General features: G+C 34.4%; 13 protein-coding genes. All 13 read right to left on the bottom strand.

Annotation, left to right across the window (positions count from 1 at the left end):
* Positions 1-1,470, bottom strand: coding sequence for a nicotinate phosphoribosyltransferase (locus FZC88_RS23385; protein ID WP_148996606.1), 1,470 nt, complete (start codon positions 1,468-1,470; stop codon positions 1-3).
* A gap of 170 nt (positions 1,471-1,640) precedes the next feature.
* The gene (locus FZC88_RS23390; protein WP_148996607.1) at positions 1,641-2,534 is read right to left on the bottom strand and encodes a sporulation protein; all 894 of its coding nucleotides are present in this window, start codon (positions 2,532-2,534) and stop codon (positions 1,641-1,643) included.
* Between the two features lie 828 nt (positions 2,535-3,362).
* Entirely contained in the window at positions 3,363-4,556 is a 1,194-nt protein-coding gene (locus FZC88_RS23395) for an alanyl-tRNA editing protein (RefSeq protein WP_148996608.1), read from the bottom strand.
* Between the two features lie 64 nt (positions 4,557-4,620).
* On the bottom strand, positions 4,621-4,773 hold the full coding sequence (locus FZC88_RS24185; protein ID WP_187443740.1) for a hypothetical protein: 153 nt from the start codon (positions 4,771-4,773) through the stop codon (positions 4,621-4,623).
* 549 nt (positions 4,774-5,322) lie between these two features.
* The gene (locus FZC88_RS23400; RefSeq protein WP_148996609.1) at positions 5,323-6,741 is read right to left on the bottom strand and encodes an MBL fold metallo-hydrolase; all 1,419 of its coding nucleotides are present in this window, start codon (positions 6,739-6,741) and stop codon (positions 5,323-5,325) included.
* 184 nt (positions 6,742-6,925) lie between these two features.
* The gene (locus FZC88_RS23405; RefSeq protein WP_148996610.1) at positions 6,926-7,585 is read right to left on the bottom strand and encodes a serine hydrolase; all 660 of its coding nucleotides are present in this window, start codon (positions 7,583-7,585) and stop codon (positions 6,926-6,928) included.
* Between the two features lie 69 nt (positions 7,586-7,654).
* Positions 7,655-7,783 (bottom strand): hypothetical protein, encoded by a 129-nt coding sequence (locus FZC88_RS24635; protein WP_262372026.1) that lies wholly within the window; start codon positions 7,781-7,783, stop codon positions 7,655-7,657.
* Between the two features lie 12 nt (positions 7,784-7,795).
* Positions 7,796-9,094 (bottom strand): helix-turn-helix domain-containing protein, encoded by a 1,299-nt coding sequence (locus FZC88_RS23410; protein ID WP_187443741.1) that lies wholly within the window; start codon positions 9,092-9,094, stop codon positions 7,796-7,798.
* An 82-nt stretch (positions 9,095-9,176) separates the two neighbouring features.
* Entirely contained in the window at positions 9,177-11,360 is a 2,184-nt protein-coding gene (locus FZC88_RS23415; RefSeq protein WP_148996612.1) for a hypothetical protein, read from the bottom strand.
* 15 nt (positions 11,361-11,375) lie between these two features.
* A complete protein-coding gene (locus FZC88_RS23420) occupies positions 11,376-12,623 on the bottom strand; it encodes an MFS transporter (RefSeq protein ID WP_148996613.1) in 1,248 nt (415 codons plus the stop codon).
* Complete coding sequence (locus tag FZC88_RS23425) at positions 12,620-13,870, bottom strand: zinc metalloprotease (protein WP_148996614.1); 1,251 nt, start codon at positions 13,868-13,870, stop codon at positions 12,620-12,622. Before FZC88_RS23425 ends, FZC88_RS23420 begins: the two co-directional genes overlap by 4 nt.
* Entirely contained in the window at positions 13,854-15,269 is a 1,416-nt protein-coding gene (locus FZC88_RS23430) for a peptide ABC transporter substrate-binding protein (protein WP_148996615.1), read from the bottom strand. Before FZC88_RS23430 ends, FZC88_RS23425 begins: the two co-directional genes overlap by 17 nt.
* On the bottom strand, positions 15,259-16,395 hold the full coding sequence (locus tag FZC88_RS23435; RefSeq protein ID WP_148996616.1) for a ThiF family adenylyltransferase: 1,137 nt from the start codon (positions 16,393-16,395) through the stop codon (positions 15,259-15,261). Before FZC88_RS23435 ends, FZC88_RS23430 begins: the two co-directional genes overlap by 11 nt.
* Between the last annotated feature and the right edge of the window lie 96 nt (positions 16,396-16,491).

A 16,491-nucleotide genomic window follows, 5' to 3' on the forward strand; every position in this document is an offset into this window, starting at 1 on the left:
TTACATCGTTTTGTTGAATTTCTCTTTTACCTCTTCCTTAACCTTTTGAATCAGATTCATTTTGTTCGTCCAACATTCTTCACTTAAATCCACGGGATATCCCTCTGGGTTCATGGAACGTTTATACTCGTCCCACAGCAGGTCGAGGTTTTCATTCACAAAGGACCTCATTGTTTCTAATGATGGAGATGCATAAACCAACTCCCCATCCTTAAAAATATCTTTGTGAAGTTCTCTCGCTTCAAAGTTGGTGATGAATTTACTGATATAGGTATGCACAGGGTGAAACATTTTCAGTCGGCTTTCATTTTGAGGATCTTCATGCTCCAAGGCGATATAATCCCCTTCTGATTTATGATTAACCGTATTGATGATTCGATAAACCTTTTTGAGTCCAGGAGTGGAAACTTTCTCGGCATTACTGGATATTTTAATTGTATCTTCCATTTCCCCCGATTCGTTTTCAATGGAAGCGAGTTTATATACTGCTCCTAAAGCTGGTTGATCATAGGCAGTTATTAACTTCGTCCCCACACCCCACACATCAATCCGGGCTCCTTGGGCTTTTAAATTCAGAATCGTATATTCATCCAGATCATTTGACGCAATGATCTTTGTTTCTGTAAACCCTGCTTCATCAAGCATTTTACGGGCTTTCTTGGATAAGTAAGCCATATCACCGCTGTCCAAACGAATACCCTTGAAATTAATCCGGTCCCCAAGCTCTTTTGCTACCTGGATGGCCGTGGGTACACCCGATTTCAATGTGTCGTAGGTATCCACTAAAAACACACAGTCCTTATGGCTCTCCGCATATTTATGGAACGCCTGATAATCATCCTGATATGCCTGAACCATTGAATGGGCATGGGTACCTGATACCGGCATCCCAAATAACTTACCCGCCCGGACATTACTTGTCGCATCAAAGCCGCCAATATAAGCCGCACGCGTCCCCCAAATGGCTGCATCCAGTTCATGGGCCCGTCTCGTCCCAAACTCCATCACGACTTCATCCTGGACCACTTGCTTAATTCGATTCGCCTTCGTCGCAATCAGGGTTTGATAGTTCACGATATTTAAGATCGCCGTCTCCAGTATCTGAGCTTGAGCCAAGGGAGCCTCCACACGGATAAGAGGAACATTCCCGAACGCAATCTCCCCTTCCTGCATCGAACGTATCGTCCCCGTAAATTGAAGGTCCGCTAAGTACTGAAGGAACTCCTCTTCATAACCCAATTCTCTTAAATACTCAATATCACTCTCAGAGAAATGAAATTTTTTCACATATTCAATGATCCGTTCAAGCCCGGCAAAAACCGCATATCCATTCCCAAAAGGCAGCTTTCGAAAGAACACTTCAAAAACAGCCTTTCGATTATGGAAATCATCATCCCAATACGCCTTCGTCATATTAATCTGATACAAATCTGTATGTAAAGCTAAACTATCATCCGCATAGTGCGTCATGTATTTCTCTCCTTTAAGCTGTTGCCATTTGTCGAACATGGTGTGTCTTTTCTATTTTAACCAATATTGAGTGGGATATCGAATGTTTTGGGTTGAAAAGAACGGACATGGGGTGCATGTCCGTTCTTTTATATACATGAGATTTGATTTAAACAAACGTTTGATTAAATTCAATCGCCTCGTAATTCTACTGGTTCTTCTGCATTTTGTAGAAGGTCGAATATTTTTGATGCTATCTCCTCTTCCATTTCGAGCTCCTCATTTGTAAAGCTTATTTTGTGAATGACTTCGTCCATCCCTCTCTCCCTTAGAGCTTCTCTCTCAAAATAACCACCAATATTTTTTCTTATAAAGTATTGCAATTCGACATAAAGGTCCAGTCCTTCAGGATGAATGTCATAAATAATCTCAATCTCTTTAAACTTTTCCTTAAACTCATCAGGGGGGAAAAACTCCAGCTCATGTACAAGTGGAACCAAACGTTTTGATAACATGGGATATAGGGGATGATTGAGAATCCGTTTATCAATGACGAATCTCCCTCCAAAACCTGAGTAATAAATGACCTCTTCCCGATTTGTCTTCAGCATTCCTAATCGTTCGGTTAATACTTTGTTCACTTTCGGCACAATGGGATGAGGGTTCACTTGAATAAAATCAAGATCTCGGGGATCCAATTTATACGCAATGTCTACATCTGTTTGAATCCAGCACTGGCGCTTTCCAATATTATGAGGGACGTACAGGGGAACGGTCATTGAAAAGGGCACGGTCACCTCATCCGCATCTCTTTGTTCATCGGTTAACCTCATTTCCACCGAGTGTAAAGGCAGGTTGCTGATATGATTATCCATCGTCATAAACTGTTGCATAAGGGAAACCTTGATGCGTTCAACCTCTTGCAACCCTTTTTTACTTCTCAGTTCAACCTCTCCCACCAACTCTTCACCTGGTGTAATCTCATCCTTAGGCAAAATGGTATCAACCAATATCGACCCTATGGTTCTCGTGATTTTCTTTTTGAATTTAGCTTTATTTAAGGCTTTTTTGTGTTTGTTCAGCATTCATGGTCTCCCCCATTATTTTTAGGTATATAGCATAAAAAAACACAATGAGTAAAATCTTCTAAAGTACCTAAATACGATTTATATGTAGACAAGCTTGATATGAATTACAACTTACTCGTGGGATATTAGATTGATTTCGACATAATAGCTTTCGGATGCTTCAAAAAAGCAGGCAATGTTATTTGCAATAGAGCCGATAGCACTGAGCCATATGAAATATTCTTATTAAAATCAATTGCATTTCCGATAATGATAAACATTGGACCAACAGTTATGCAGATAAAGACTACAATATGAAAGGCCACGCTAAACCTATTTTCGAAAGTCTTTGAAAAGGTTTGAAAAATTTTCTCCTTTAAGAGAGTTGTAATGATAAAGCCCGCTACCCAAATCCCTAATAAGAATTTCCTTCTTGCCAAAAGTATTTAATAAGCGGATGGGCAAACAAAAAGGAAAGACAAAAACCAAACAATAGCTTTGAATAGAAAAATACCTCACTTTAAGTTCCACTAGTCTCCAAGAAACCACCATAATGATGACTAATATGCTAGACACAACACTGTTCATTATGAATTGTGGAGTATACCATTGTGGTAAAGCACTAAATAAGAATGTAACAATCATTATAGAAAGACTAAAGACCTCCAGATGTTCATTATCACAGAACTAATGACCTAGTTATTATAAAAGGTTATTTCCCTTATCTAAAGGAAAATAACCTTTTAATTCCAACTTTATTAATTTTTTAATTATTCATAAATTAAATTGCAAGTTATTTCATTGATTAGTTTTCATGTCTTTTTCACCCAATGAAACGGTCATCAACTATAGCTGATTCACCAACGTCTCAAGAAGCTCTTCCCTACTCATAACAGCTTCTCCCCCACCTTGAACGAACGATTCCTTCCCCCCGCCTTTCCCGTTGATCATCGGAAAGACCTTTTGGGCGACCTCTCTTAAGTTGACGCTCGGTGAAGAGCCTTTTGCCGCTACAAGCTGTAGCTTTTGTTCATTCTGAACAACCAATAACACAATTACTTCTTCACTCTTAGCGACGATATGCTGTGCGATTTTTTGAAGCTCTTGGATGGAGCGATCCGAGTAAGCTTTTTTGATTAATGTATAGCCTTCCTGTGGAGTTCCCTCCCCAAGTAATCCTTCTGCTTCATACGTTAAGAGAACCTCTTTCAACCCTTCCAATGCCCTCTCTTGCTCTTTTTGCTTGGCGAGCATTCTCTCTACGGTCGGTACCATGTTTTCTTCCGGAGCCTGCAGCGCACCGGTGAGCTCTCTCAGTAGTCCATGCTTACGGTGTAATTGATTCAACACCCGGTCTCCGCATACAAACTGCAATCGGATATGGCCTTTATGCTTCTCCCAATCAAGGATCTTGATTGCCCCGACTTCACTAGTGGAACGTGGATGGGTACCTCCGCAACCGTTGTAGTCGAAGTCCGGGATGATAACCAGTCTGATCTCGTCGGTGACGGAGGGATGCTTTCGCAGTGGATAGTCCGGAAGTTCCGCTTCCGTTATCCATTTCGTCTCGATCGGCCTGCTCTCCCGAATGATCCGGTTGGCGAGTGCTTCTGCTTGTAGAGCGTCTGACTCCTTGATGTCACTTACGTCTAAGTCGATGGTCAAGAACTCTTTCCCGAGGTGAAAGCTGATCGTCTCATACCCTAATGTCTCGGCAAATGCGGCAGACAGGATATGCTGACCGGCATGCTGCTGCATATGATCAAAGCGGCGCTCCCAATCAACCCGTCCCTCAAAGACCCCTGAGATATCCTCGAACGGCGCTTCTATGTAATGACGGATCTCTCCGTTCACTTCTTCAACATTGGTAATCCGCTTGTCCTTTAATATTCCTGTATCATGGGGCTGGCCACCGCCTGTTGGATAGAAAGCTGTTTCTTCTAATACGACGTACCAGCCTGAATCATCATGCTGTTGATCCTGCATGGATGTTTGAAAGAATTTCATATAGGCGTCTTGATAGTATTGTTTGACTGTCATCGGTAACCCTCTTTCTGAACTATTCTATCCATACTTTATCATAAGAGGGATGGTTAGAACCATTTCAGTCCCTTTGGTTCTTCTCAACTGAAATCTGTACCGTCCCTACTTGTTCCCAGGGGATTTCCCAGCGTCTTTCGAATTCTTCCTTTGCCCTCTCGTCTTCTTCTATGATCCGTTCTACCAGTGTTCTTAGTTTCATGGTTGAGTAATTCACGTTATCACCTGCTTACATTTATTAGAAAGTAGAAGTCACATGGAGCATACGTAAATAATTCCAGTTCGGATGTCTTTTTATCATACTTTTTACCTATCTGGTGAGTTTTTAAACGCTTCAACTCTCTCAGAACACAAAAAAAGTAGTCATTCCATAAGGAATGACTACTTTTATACTCCAGGAATCGGGGATGATGGATTACATCATGCCGCCCCTAAGGTGAGGGTGTGTAACATCTTTAACATGGTGTGCTTTAAGTGCGGTATATCAAGGTTTGCCTGACATTTTACTGCAACATCTTTAACGGGAGTTTATACTTTTTCATTGGATTGCGTTAGCAAAATGTTAGCATTATAAAGCAATTAGGATTTTACAGTTGACCATTATTGTATTTTCAATCCGCTATTAATTATTATCCTTAGCAAACTTTCTAATTCTTCTGGAGCATCATCTATATCCGCTAAATGTCTGTGCAAATTTGTGCACAGACCCACCTAATTCCCCCCAAAAAACTATCAAGAATTTTGAGTGTACCCGATTTGTTTCATACTAACGTGAGTTAACCAGTTTATTTGTTTCCTTTTTCCACCTTGAGAACCCACCCAGTAAATTAATAACATTTTTTATACCATTTGCTTGCAGTATGCTCGCTCCTATCGCTGAACGAATTCCAGATGCACACTGGACTAAAATAGGCTTATCTGTTCTAATTTCTTCTAACCTTTTAGGTAGAACTCCTAACATTATATGTTGTGCCCCACCTATATGGCCAGCAGCCCATTCCGATAAACTTCTTACATCCAATATGTAAACTTCGTTATTTAATATCATCTTTTCTATTTCCAAGGGGGTAATATTTTTGTATGTTTCAAGGTTAGATGTTTTTTTAACAAGAGTATTAACGTATCCGTAGCCTATTACATTGTCAATACCCACGGAACGCAGTGCTATCAAAACATCACCTAAATCTTCCTCTTCTAAAAGCACATAGACAGGCCTACTGTAGTCAATCAACCACCCAACCCAGTTTGGAAACGATTTATTAAATGGTATATTAATAGTTCCTTTAATGTGTCCTTCTGAAAAAGCCACCGTGTCTCTGGTATCAATAATTTGAGCATTACTTTTTATTAACTGTTCTAATTCAAAATTTGAAGTGATACTTTTTAACTCTGGGAGATCCTTAACTAAGGTTGGTCCAATTTTATTTAATGACTTCATTTTTTTAAAGTAAAAAGGTACTTCAGGCTGACCTTCTAACAATGCAGTAATAAATTGTTGTTCATCTTCTATTTGCATAGCCCAATTAAAACGCTTTTCATAACCCACAGTTGATGAAGGTAATGCTCCCGGTGCTCTCCCACAAGCACTTCCAGAGCCATGAGCAGGCCACACTTGTAAAAAATCTGGTAATTTCTTAAACCTTTTTATGGAATCAAACATTTGTTTTGCTGCTAACTCAGAGGTCCCTGTACCACCAGCAATCTTCTCTATTAAGTCGGGCCTACCTATGTCGCCAACAAAAACAAAGTCACCAGTAAAAACCCCTATAGGTATTCCATCATTCACACCTTTATCTGTTAGTAAAAAAGAAATACTTTCTGGCGTATGTCCAGGTGTATGCATCACATCAATTATTAGGTTGCCAATGCTAAAAGAATCTCCATCTTTTAAAAGTTTGAAATCTAAGGAATAAAGGTTTTGATATTTCCAATTTTCATCGCCTTCGTCAGAAATAAAAATCTTTGACTTAAGGCGATTAGATAGTTCTCTTGATCCTGACACGAAGTCTGCATGGATATGAGTCTCCATTGCTCCAACAATTTTGAGTCCTTCTCGTTTGCAGAAATTAATATAAGGTTCAATATCCCTCATTGGATCTATGATAGCAGCCTCACCTGTTTGTTGGCAGCCGATTAAGTAAGAGGCATGTGCTAGCTTTTCATCAAAAAAATATTTTAGTAACATTTTATTCTCTCCTAAGCTTCTTCTCATCCGATAGAACCTCTAGAGCAGCTTTAAAATTTTATATTCCTTTTGTATTAGTTCCTAACAGATTTGAATGATTAATATTTATTGTTAAGCCATTTGAAATTAAAAATACACTTAGATAAAACAAATAAAAAAATTTAAAATAGAAAATAGTTAGTGTTTAATTAAGATACTCTTTTGTTATTAGTTTACCCACCTTTTGTAGTAAATTCTCTAAATGTTCCCATTCTATTGATAAGTCATCTGTTTTAATTAAACCAATCACAAAAATTCTATTATTCTGTAATTCAAGAATACCAACATCATTACAAACTCCATTCATGCCACCAGTCATATGTGCCCAGTTACCACTTTCAAATAACCTAAAGCCATCCAAATCAGATTGGTTGTTTAGAGAATGTAAAATTAGTTGCTTTTTTTCAGTACTTAAATCTTTACTACTCAAAATATTTGAAAGAAAGTCATAAATTCCTTTAGCAGAACCAATATTCTTTTCTCTATCTCTATTATCTTTAGTAATTCTTATATCGATGTTTAATGAACTAAGCATAGAATTTATTTCAGACGTTGTAATTTCAGATAGTAAGTTGGAGTATGCTTCATTTGAATGCTTACTAATACAGCTGAAGATATCCTCCTGGTTATAGCGTGTGTGTTTCTGCAGTACAAAAGCAGCAGTAATAAGTTTTGTGATACTTGCCAAAGGTAACATCTCATCCTCATTAATGGACACTTTTTGTTTAGATCCAGTATCATAAAATAAAAAACTCAGCTTTACATTCCGAGGGATTAGTCTCAGTATTTCTTCTCTCAATTGCACTAGACCTACCTCCAGTTTATATTTCACTAATTAGAAGAGGAATGTTTAATCTAATAAGCCATACTTTTGCTAGCTTAAAACCTTGATAATAGTTGGATCAGGAAATTCTTCTTCTGAAACCGTTGTAAAAGGAATGCTCATTTTCAAAATAAATAATATTACCAGTGTTCCTATTAAAAGCTTAACGAAATTTTTCATATTAACGCTCTCCTACTCAATAAATGTTTTTGGTATTAAGGACTCAGCTGTTTTACTTGCTAATTTGTAAAAATAAACACTTTTTTTATATTTTCTTTTCGATTCAAGAATTTTGGCAGCCATTTTAGAATATTTATATACATAACGACTGTTACCTTTTTCAATAAAATAGGGCATCACACAGTTCTCAATATATTCAATACAATCACTTTGATCTCCAATTAACTTTTCATAGGTACTAAAATGAAGCTTATACTCATAGTTAATTAAGTCTTTAAATTGAGAAATATAACTATTACCCAACTGTAGGTACTTTTGGACTTCAATTATATTTTCTTTTTTATAGTTAAGTTGAATTATAGAATGTATTGTATTGAGAATTTTCTTTAAATTGATATTACCCTCATCCATTTTCTGGACGCGTAATTCCAAACTCTTTTCAAAGTAACCTATTGCAAGTAAATAGTTATTATTAAGACTATTTAAGTATCCAAGGTTATGATTGATAGCACTCATTAAATTAATATCATTAAAAGTTTCACCTATTTTTAAAGCTAAGTTATATGATTTAATTGCGCCTTCATAGTCCTCTAATCTTTGATATGAGATCCCCAATATCATTTGACAGTCTGCAGACCGTAGGTAATTATAGTCTTGGTCATAGTAAAGCAAAGCTTTTTGGGCAAACTCTATACTACTCTGAACTTTTTGAAGTTTTCCATTGGTTAGTGAGAGTTGAAAATAAAGGTCTGCTAAATCCCAATCAAAAAATTTGGAATTAGAAACAAGAGATAAACAAAATCGAAAATCATTTAAGGCACCTTTATAATCTCCATAGAAGTATTTTAAAATTCCTCTATCTTTATAAAAAATAAAATTCTCTTGCGGTAAATAATTCTCAATTATTCCTTCTAGCTTTGAAATGATGCGCTCAGCTTTATGTAACATCTTCTTAAAGAGAAAATACCTAGCAAGCACTACTTCGTTTAGAATTTTATTTTTTGATATTATGGAGGACTCTTCCATCTCCCAAATAGCACTCTGTTCTTCTACATTCTTCTTCTTTTCTATCAAATCCCGATAAAAATTCAATATTAGAAGTCTACTACTCTTGTCCACGCTTTCATCTTGTTCTTGAAAGCTCTCAATACCCAGCTTTTTAAATAGCAATTTTATTATTTCATCACTAGGTATTGTCGCGCCATTCTCAATTTTACTTAAGTAGGATACTGAACAAATATCTTTACACAATTCCTCCTGGGTAAAGTGCTTTTCAACTCGTTGATACTTTATTACGTCTCCAATTCTCAAAATTAAATTCCTTTCATTAAATTTTAATAATATATACCCAGGAATATTGTTACAATTTTTCATTGATTTAACAAGTGTTATTTTAAAGATTAAAAGTTTTATAGAAAAATAAAGGTTTATTTGAGTAATATAACTCACTGTCAATAATCGCCATAGACTTAAAATAATAAATACTCGGCTGTATTTCTTTCATTATTTCAAACTCTAATTCCTTCTCGAGAATACCTCCGGGTTCCAAATCAAATTCAATCCTACTCTTATTTACTCTGGACCACTCTTCCAGCCCCAGGTGGGTCAAGAATGCATAACCTTTCAAGTCTTTATTAGAAGTATTTTTAATCATCAGCTTTTGTGTAAAAACACCACTATTTGGTATATTTGACTCCCCTATAATTTCTAATTTTAATTTATTTCTTTGCGCCATATCAGAAATACACCCGCATTTAGGACAATAGGTTAAAAACCTTTCTTCATTAGTAGCTGGATTCTTAAAAGTATAGTCCTTAGCTTTATTACTACATATAAAACACCTTTTTTCAACGGCCGAATCATTTAGCATTTGGACTTGTTGAATATACATTTCAGGAAGAAAAATACTATAGGCACTTGAAGCTTTATTCATAAGCTTATCTATAATATTTTGATTTAATTCCCAATATTTTTCAGAAAGTTTCTTGTAATGCTTTCTTAGCTTGTAATAAGAATTTGGATCATAGCTTATACTTTTTATTAAACTTGAACTTTCGGTAATCATATTGGTTAATTCCAAAGTTTCATTCTCAAACTTATTACCAACAATTTGTTTTTCTATTTCACTTAAATGATAATCATCAAAGTCTTTTTGAGGGAGGTTTGAATGTAGTATCACTTCTAGACGTTCTCTATTGAAGTTTTGCCAAGAATACAAATAAAGATAACGATTACCATTTTCTGTTACGATAGAGTAGTAAAAGTTTAACTTAGAAGTATTTTCAATAAGCGAATGGTCTTTAAGAGAATCTTCTATTCTAATTTTTACGAAAGATCTACCTTTAATATCGTTAATAGTTATCCTGAATGATCCCCCTGCTTCCTCTTCTAGAATATAGGATTCTTCCCTTTTTTCTAGGGTTATTCCTTTATATCTTTGATTAGGGTTTCCAATCACTAAATAACAAGGAAAGTCTATATTATTCTGATATAGCCAATTATTAAGAATTTTTACTGCATTTCCTGCAGAGTAACCACTTAGCAATAGGTTATGTAGTAAACATATTTCAGCATCGGGACCATGTTTTATTCCGACTGAACTAATATATACGCTGGCGAAGTTATCTAAAAATGCATTACTTAATGTTACAGCTGTAGGAAGTATAGTATTGAAAGGTCTATAGCCAAAACAAGTACTATTAATTACAAAATCGGCTGGAATATCTGCAGCTAAAATGCCTTTTTTATGTATTGGACATTTTTCATTTATCTTACAATCCATACCGATTCCTCTGTGCCTTTTTGACTGACCACAAACTATACTATCAGTAAGTAAAATACAATCTTCGGAGCCGTGGGTAGAAATATAGAAAGAATTAATCCGACTTTTATTGATTAACTCATTAAAGGAGTCTAACATTGTTGATTCATTGTTATAGACAATTGTATTTTCCGAAGGGGTTTTAAATTGCTTTTTAGACGAAGGTAAAATCACATGATTTTCTTTTTCAACTAGTTCATTGTCACTGATATCTAAAGAGCTTAATATCCCTTTTAGTATAATCCATGATAGTTCTTCTACATTATTCGCAGTGATTACCCCACTATTATTTAATAAGAGATTCCTATCATCGAAAAAGTCCAAGTTTTGTATCCCTTGATATGAGGCTAGTATAGTACTTGTACTCTCATCTTCCCTTTTTAGTGCCAGGTACTTCTTTAACTCATTTAAATTATTAAAGCGGTGAGTAGTGAAAATCTCATATACGGAAGAGACAATGCTGCTATAATTGCTGAAGTAGTCTTCGTTTAAGATTAGTAGTTCATTTTCGATTTTTTTATCCCTTTGAACTATCTCTTCTGTCACAGCAATTTCTTTATTAGAAATTAGCGATTCTGTACCATTAAAGAAATCATCATAGCTAATTACAGTAACTTTAGCCCATTTATTTAATATCTTGGTATAATAACCGCTCGGATCTATATATGGATAAAAACTACTAATACTCTTATTTTGAATAAATTCCCATGACCTTTTCCACTGTTCTTCATTCAAGGTTTTTATTGCATAAATCATATTGAGACTCCTCCATTATGTAGTCTTTAGACTTCTTGTGCTTTTAAGGCAAACCCCTATCAAACCTGCAATGGCAACTAATAAACCACCTGTTAAGAAAACAAATTCAACTTCTAACATATCAAAGGCTATTCCTGAGATAAAAAATGATATTGGATCCATGCCAACTACCATAAAATTCAAAAAGCCTAATACTACTCCTAATACTCTTATATCAAATTCTTTTTGAACAGTTGAATACATGAGGATGTTAATAATTGTGACTAAACATCCAATAATCAACATAATAAAGCCAATTATATATATGTCATTAGCAAAACCTACAATTGAAAAGAGTACTCCAGAAATTAAAGTGCAGCTAAATACAACTAATCCGGTTTTAATAACATTCACCCTAGAGCAAATAATTGAACCAGTTATCATACCTATTGCAATAGCGACCTCCAGCAGTGTAAACCCTATTATTCCGGTATCTAATACTACATTTGCAAGGTAAGGTAACCCAATTACCATAGGTCCAAAATAACCTAAATTAAAAATTGCCATACATATAAACATGAAGACTATAGGCTTATTATTTTTTACAATCAAAAATCCTTCTTTAATTTCTTTAATTATTTTTTTCTTATCTTTTTTCTCAGTTTTTACTTTTCGATATGTTATTCTCTTAATAAAAATAGCAGAGAGTAACATAAAGAATATTGGTATAAGGAACGCTTCACCAACCCCTAAGATTTCTATACCTACAGCACCTAATACAGGCCCAATTACAATCGCTACCTGGTTTATCATTTCTCTAAATGAATTTCCCTTTTGGATATCAGCTTTTTCAATAATTTCCGGAAGTAATGCATCTCTTGCTGGTGTGAACATGGCATTACTAATACCGAATATTAATGAGATAATGAATAGAAGAGGTGTGAAAGTTAAACCAGTAAGGTATAACACTAGTAACACTGTTAATACACTCGCCCGAACAATATCTGAGAACCACATGATCTTCACTTTGTCATAGTTATCTGAAAGAGCTCCGCCCGCTATCATAAAAAACATATTAGGGATTGCCCAGCAAACAAATAAGAGTCCTAATATAGATGTTGAGCCAGTCAATTCAATAACAAACCAAGAAATAATTAGTGAATAAAGTCTATAACCAATAACCGAGAAAGCTCCACCAACCCATAAATTAACAAAATTTTTATTGTTCCATAGTGAATGTTTCTGTAGCTTTAGCAATCTAATATTATTTAGGGCAGCCCTCATACTTGATCACTCCTGGTTACAAATGATGCTCTCTGCTTAGCTTTAAAGAAGTCCTGTATTAAATACACAAATAACCAAATTATTGGAGTTATTAAATAACCTAAACCAAAAAAGTGATCCCAAAAAACCAAAGTTGTTAACTCAAATTGTGTGAACGTATCCATTGAAGCTTTTAAATACCAAAAAGTAAAACCGACATAAGCAACAGCCACGCATGCTGAAAATATTAAACCGATAAAGTAAATAGGCACATACTTATTTATTCCAATTCTTTCATGAGATGAAATCTTCTCCAATTTCTGTCTATCTTCATCACTAATTTGAAATCCAAATTTCTGTCTTGTAAATAATGCAGTATTTCCATGTAAGTCCGTACAGTTCCATTGATTATTTAATACGTAATACAAATCTGATTTTGTGAAAATTAAGGGCTGAGTAATAAAGCTCCAAACGTTAATAATGTTGACAAACCTTAGAAATCTATATAACTCTTCTGACATTGTTAATATACCTAAATCATGTATAGTGACAAATGTAAGACTAAGCGACAGCATTACAGAATTAAATGCCAAACCTGCTAAAAAGATTTCATTTCTTCCTTTTCTAGAAACTGACCATACGTTCGGTATTACGGTTTCTATTACAAGATACATACCCGATCTACCAAATTTCACTTTACTTTCTGTTCCGTGAGCCCGTGCTGCAATCAAATGTCCCATTTCATGAATAAAGATCAAACCCCACATACTTAACAAACCGACTGTAACTACCACTGATAAAGAATCGTGGAAGAGAAAATCTCTTATATGCGGCAGTGAGTTGGGACTGACATAAAAAAGACAGAGCGAATATATAGAGAGCGCTGTATAAATTACCCAGGAAAAAGGGTTAAAAAGAATCTTTGCAAAGCTTTGTTTAATAAAACTAAATTGATCAGTTACTGGGGATTTGGGTTCCTCATGCAATATTTCTCTCCCATCCACCTTCTTGATGAACCCTATTTCGATACAAGTTTTTATAAATTCATACACACCAATTTCTTCGTTATATTTTGTGGATAGTTCTTTCTCAACAGTCTCTATATCCATTCCACTCTTTAATAGTTCAATAGATTCTACAGCAACTGATGGAACATTTATATACTCTCCAGTGTCTTTTCTTCCAACTATATACTCCTCTTCTAAACCATTAAATTTCTCAATATATATCGAAAAAAAATGTATAACCGAATTATTCTTTAGTTCCATTTGCTAACGCCTCTCTTCTATACTCAATTGTGTTAAAGTCAATAATTCCAAGGGGTGAAAAGCTTAAAGTATTCTTCAACTCATCTTGAATTAATAAAGGCAAGTGATAATGATATAAAGGTATAATTACTCTTTTATTTAATAAGGTTTCTTCGGCTAAGCTTAATGCTTTATATCTTTTCGCCGTATTCCTAACATTCTGACTTGAGGTTAATAGTGAGTCATATTTTTCATTAGAAAACCCTGAATGATTGTTTGTGGAATCAGAGTACCAAATACTAAGCAAAGAATAAGGATCAAAATAATCTCCTATCCACCCACTCAATGCCATATCAAAATCCTTTTCAAATAATTTCTTTGTGAATTCTTCCCAGTCTGCAACTACTACTTCTACATTACATATTGACGTATTCTCTATTTGTAGTTTTAATTCTCGAGCTATTTTCAAATATAATTCCACATTATTGACTAAAAGAGTAATAGTTTTAATTTTTGAACTTAGACTACTTGTAAGTGTTTGTCTAACTGTAGGATTAACATCTACATTCAATAGATGCCAAGGCACCAAGTTGTTAGTTCTTTTATTTTGAATAAAAGGACTAACAAGTTGTTTTCTATCAATTGCTCTATCTATTTCTACTCTTTCCTTCAAGCTTAATCTGCTACAGTTAAATTGAACAAACGAAGTTCCGAATTCTGGAATATAATTAATAAGATCTTCTCTTTTGTATTCATCCATATAATCAAATGGAATTCCATCACTAATATCAATTTCTTTATTAACAAACTTATAATGAATAGATTCTTCATTACTATCACAAGTTATATTGATTTCTTTTTTGTTTTCCAAACTTTTCAGTAAGAGACTATCCTTATTATTTTGTTCAATCACATAACTCCCGTTACCTACAAAACCAATTTCAGCTTCGTTAATAAACTCAGGAACTGGTAAATATGGAGTAGAGGCAGTAATATGTAAAAAATATGGACAACTGTTTTCCAAGGTAACAGAAAAACTTCTGTTATCAATTAACTTAATTCCTATCTCATTCTCATTAACTCGACCAGATAAATAACTTTCTACATTTTTTATAATTTTGAAGAATTCAGTATTACATGTTTTTTCTTTTATTATTCTCATCCAAGATGTTACAAAATCTTGTGAGGTAATAGGTACTTGATTAGACCAAAAACAGTCTTCTAAATAAAAAGTATATGTATTTGTCTCGTTATCGAAACAGTAACTTTTCAAAACTCCTTTTACTAAATTATTTCCTTTATAAATAAATAAGCCTTTATATATATTGTGTAATACATTCGCAGTAGATGTATCTTGACAAGTAGCGGGATTCAAATTTTTGAATCCGTAGTTATTATCAAAATTAATATTAAATCTCAATTAAGTCACCTTCCATTTCTTCTAATATTGTTTTTAATGGAAGTGAATTTTTTTTATTACAATTACAAGCTTCTTCTTTAACCCAGGAATCTTCATAGTTATAACTTAAGTTAATAAAATCTATAAAAACTCTTCTCCCAAGAGAGATGGGTGGTAGTTTCAATGAAAACATTCTAATAATTTCTGTCATAATTGAACTGGCGATCAAATTTATACTATTGCCCAAAGCAGCATTTTTATTATTAAAATTCATTAATTGTTTAAGTGTATTTTTTACATGATTATCCTTAATTAAATTGTGATAAAAGCATTCTAAACATGGTGTTTCTTCAGGAATTATTGTCAGGAAATGGCCTTGTGTACAACCCAACCCACCAGTTATTAGTGGAATGTTTTTTATTAAGCAATATTGATTACACCATAATTGAATCTTTAATAGCGGCTGATCTGCTGCACAAATTAGCAAATCAATGTCATTCGGAAGATTATTGATTAAATCTTGGGTTGAAGTAACCTCTAGAATCTTGGTACTAACCTTTATATCCGGGTTAAGTGAATATATATTTTCTTTTGCTACTGTTGCTTTTGATCTTCCGATATCCTTTGTTTTATAAAGAAACTGTCTATTTAAATTTTTCTCCTCTACGCTATCTGGTTCAATGACATAAATATCACTGCAGCCAATCCCAGCTAACTGAGTTAACAAGGTACTCCCTAGTCCTCCTAATCCAATTATTCCTACTTTTATATTCCTTATCCTGTTTAGCAGGGCTTTACTATTACTTTCTATGTTGGAAAAATTCTCAAAGAAATTCAGATTACTAACATGTCTAGCTTCTGTAACCATTTCTTCTGGTCGATCTATAGTAATTAAGAAATTTTTGTCTAAGTCCTGTATCACTTCTTCAATGAATTGTTCAGTTATCTCTGGATACTTTGATGATAATTGAGCCTTAATATCTAACACACTATTTTCCCCATTAAGTTTTTCAATAAATTCTTTGAAAAATCCAGTATCATCTTCAATTTCAAAACTAAATCCTGGTTCATCACCAAATTGAATTCTGTTCTCGTTAGTAGATATAAAATAGGTGTCTTTCAACTTATATTTTGTTTTATAATCCATCTCTCTACTCCTTTCTTAGTAAAGAGAGTAGCCTATCGGCTACTCTCTTTTTTTGCTTTATGTACCCATTTTTTGTAAAGGCACATTACTTATAAA

The organism is Rossellomorea aquimaris (assembly GCF_008180865.1).
In the GTDB taxonomy this organism is placed as follows: Bacteria; Bacillota; Bacilli; order Bacillales; family Bacillaceae_B; genus Rossellomorea; species Rossellomorea yichunensis.